The organism is Pricia sp. (assembly GCF_041745955.1).
Classification (GTDB): Bacteria; Bacteroidota; Bacteroidia; order Flavobacteriales; family Flavobacteriaceae; genus Pricia.
Map to the genome: position 1 here is coordinate 1 of NZ_JBGTHY010000097.1, position 3752 is coordinate 3752.

3 protein-coding genes are annotated in these 3752 nt (G+C 43.2%); 1 reads left to right on the plus strand and 2 read right to left on the minus strand.

All coding sequences use genetic code 11. The features are described from left to right. Together ACEW8S_RS03335 and ACEW8S_RS03340 are read right to left on the minus strand one after the other, a co-directional pair. On the minus strand, positions 1-1708 hold a 1708-nt coding region (locus ACEW8S_RS03335), incomplete at its 3' end, for a TonB family protein (protein WP_373516768.1). Positions 1709-1787: 79 nt separating this feature from the next. Beyond that, a complete protein-coding gene (locus ACEW8S_RS03340) occupies positions 1788-2153 on the minus strand; it encodes a BlaI/MecI/CopY family transcriptional regulator (protein WP_373516769.1) in 366 nt (121 codons plus the stop codon). A gap of 308 nt (positions 2154-2461) precedes the next feature. On the opposite strand from ACEW8S_RS03340, the gene ACEW8S_RS03345 reads away from it, so the two are divergent. Then, a partial coding sequence (locus ACEW8S_RS03345; protein WP_373516770.1) for an SNF2-related protein occupies positions 2462-3752 on the plus strand: 1291 nt, incomplete at its 3' end.

Below are 3752 nucleotides of genomic sequence, written 5' to 3' on the forward strand. Positions count from 1 at the left end.
TATGCTTTTGGATTTTCTCTTGGAAACAGGCCTTGGGATCGGCCGCATCCTCACAGCCCGGAAACACCGGAACGTTCTCCACTTGTGAAAATGGTATGCCATTTCGATACGCCATTTGAACCTCACTTGACATTTCGCTAAGCTGTTCTTCCTGTAGCTTTACATAGTTGGCATCTTGGGAGTGTGGATTAAACCCAGCCTGTTGCAACTTAAAGGTAATGGGGAAGGAATACGGTACATTTACCGCCATCCCATCATGCCGACCAGGTTTCATTTGAGGCAATCGGGATATGATCCGAGCGACTTCGGCCTCCAGAAGTTTATCGGGTCCACGCATTCTGATGTTCGAAATGTTACCGTCCTCTCCAATAGTGAACATAACATTTACCCTGCCTTGAATACCTTGTTTTTGTGCTTCCTCGGGATACCTAAAGTTTTTGCTGATGTGTTTTTGCATCATTTCCTGAAAGCACTCCCTTGGGTCGGCTTCGTTCACGCAACCCGGAAAAATGGGGACTTCATCGACCTTACCAAAAGGTACACCATTGTGATCGATGGTAATTTGAACGGGTTGGGACGGACCGTAAGTGAAGAAATCGAAGTCTTGGTCCAGCACCTTGGATTCAATATGCATTTTGGCCTTAATCGGAATACCACTGGGACCGGAAATACCGGAACCTTTCGGTGCTTTTGTAAATGTTATGGTCGAGTTTTGATCGCTAACGACATAACTCCAATCCTTAGGTTGTACCGAAAGGTCGATTAAGCGGGTATAGGCCTTGACCTCTTCATCTTCGGTCAGATTTTCGATGTCCCCGACCGTAATAGTTTCGTGCAAACCTTCTTCGCTGAATAGATCTTGCTCACAAGATGTATAGAACAACATACCGAGTAACATCGGAACCAAAGCCAAGTACTTTAATTTCCAGATGTTAAGTGATTTACTTTTTGTTAACATGACTATCCGTTTTTTGATTAATGATGATTTAAAAAATTGATTGATGAACGATATATTCTGTGTTTGAAAGGCTTGTGATAGTAATAGTTCGTAGTGCTCTTCCTTATTTATTTTGCCTATTTGGGCATCGGCGATGAACTCGTGCAGTTCTGACATCCTATTTTGATAGACGTAAACCAGGGGATTGAACCATCCAACGATGCGCATAAGTTCAAAGAACAGCAGGTCGTAAGTATGCCTTTGTCGGATGTGTACCAGTTCGTGCTCGATAATATTTTTATGTTCCTTTTCTACGATCCGGTCGCCCAGAAAAATGGATCTGAAAAACGAAAAGGCTACGCTGCTATTGGTGAGAACGATCTGGGTAAAATCGTTAAAATATTGAACTTTTCCTTTTTTTCGCAATCGGTACAACTGTAGCATTTTGTAACCGAAAGTTAGTGCGGCCAAGAGCATCCCGCCGAAAAGCAGGCCTTGCTCCCAAGAGATGGAAAATTGTGAACCTTGCGCCGCATCCACAACGACGGCATCGTTCGTACCCCAAAGGTATTCCGGATATGCATAAAATCCTTCGGGAACGGCAGTCTTAAAAGCCTCGATTTTTATCCAAGGTAAAAGCAATGACAGGATATAGGTGCCGATCAAATACGCCCTGTTCCATTGGAAGAAAGTTTCCCGCTTTAGGAAAAAATCGTAAATGACAAGGAACACCAATTGGAAGACGATGGATTCTAGGATGTATTGTAACATGATGCGTGTTTTAGACGTTAGAGCGTCCGCCGCGGGCGGACTTTAAGAGACTATAACCGAAACAGATTTCATTCGGACTTCAGGTTTTGCCATCTTTTTTAATATCCTTTAAAATTGATTCCAACTCCGACAGACTCATATCGTTCTTTTTCATAAAAAACGAGACCATACTCTTGAAGGAGCCTTGAAAATAGCCGTCGACCAGTTTGTTGATGCTCTGATTGCTGTAATCGCCCTTTTTGACAAGCGGAAAATAGATATGTCCCCTACCCTCTTGTTCATGGTCGACGAAGCCTTTGCTTTCCAATATCCGTACAATTGTGGACACGGTATTGTAGGCCGGTTTGGGTTCGGGCAGCTCTTCGATCATAGCAGCTACATTTGCTTTTTCAAGCTGCCAGAGGATCTGCATCACCTCTTCTTCGGCTTTTGTGAGTTGTTTCATGAAAAATTTGTTTTTTTCGCCATTCCGGCGCATTGCCCTGAGTTGGGTCGAAGGGATGGCGGGAATCTCTTTAAAACTTCTTTGCTTTTTCAAATATAACTAAAAAACTAGTTTAAACTAATTTTTTAGTTGTTAAATTTTTACTTGCAATTATATTTGTTGCGAAAGGCAGGACCTAAAGATAAAATTTGAAGTTATCAACAGTTCGAGGGAATATCCGTGAAAACTGTAAATAACTTTGCCCGAAATTGGGAAGGCCGAAAGTCCGTTTTGGCTACTTTTGAGAAATTCATTAAATAGGAATTATAATGCTGAAGCCCGTCAAGGAAACCATAGCCTCCATACAGGAGAACAAACTTTTGTCCGCCGCCGAAATCGCAAGGGCGCGGCATATTTTTGAGGCCTATTCGCCAGTAATCCTATCCGAGGGAAGGGAAAAAATTACTGTCCAGATCGAGAATGGCGAGGAATCCATCGTGCAGATCCTTGCCGATGAAGAGGATAGACTGTATTCCAAAATCAATGACCGCGATGCCGAATGGGAAGTCCGCAGCTTGGCCGCTTTATACCTGATAGAGGATAAATATGAAGACAAACCGCTTTCCGAAGGCCTTAAATATACCCGTGAAGGCATGCGAAAAAGGGTTTTGGAAGAGCGTTGGGACCGGGCGAAAAAGGCGGATTACAAAGTACGGTTGGCCGACAATCTCTATGGGGAGCATACCTTGATCAACGATAAGGGAAAGGCTTATAAGATTACCCTCCGAGATTTTGAAAACCGAACGGGATACATCAACAATATTGATTGGAAGACCAATAAACTGGGTACTACCAAGCATATCATGTACTTGTTCAATTATTTGGAGGAACATCCCGAGAAAACAAAAAAACTGTCGACACATTATCCGTTTATAGAGATCTATACGGATCCGTTCAACGATTATCAAATATCGTGGTTTTTTCCCGATGCTTTGGAAGCGGACGAAGCACAACTTTTAAGAGATCATTTCGGCAACGACAAATTGATCGAGGATTCGCAAATCGCCTCGTTTTTTTCCTTCCTACATAAATCACGGGATTTTCAGCGTATCAAAATCCGGGAAGAGGTCTTTGAAAAAGTGGAGGCCTACTTTGAAACCAAGGAACTTGAACAGATTGGAAAGCGGACCGTTTTGGATTTTTCACCCATAAAAGCAACCTTGTATCCGTACCAAAAGGAAGGCGTGGCTTTTTCAGTGTTTAAAAAAGGGGTAATCGTAGCCGATGAAATGGGACTAGGCAAAACGCTACAGGCCATTGCCGCCGCCATCCTTAAGAAAGAAATTTTCAACTTTAAGAAAACCTTGGTCATCTGTCCCGCTTCGGTAAAGAACCAGTGGAAGAACGAGGTGCTGAAATTTTCCGATGAAAAGGCGATCGTGGTAGAAGGCGAACCCCATCAGCGGGAGAAACTGTACCTGAACGACGACAGCTTTTTCCATATCATCAATTACGAGACCGTGTTGCGCGACCTGCCGATCATCAACAAATCCGGCTATGATTTTGTCATTTTGGACGAGGCGCAAAAAATCAAAAATTACGAAACGCAAACGGCGAACG

Excerpts from the sequence above, each read along its gene's own strand:
- ACEW8S_RS03340 (WP_373516769.1), bottom strand. The coding sequence starts at position 2,153 with ATGAAACAACTCACAAAAGCCGAAGAAGAGGTGATGCAGATCCTCTGG.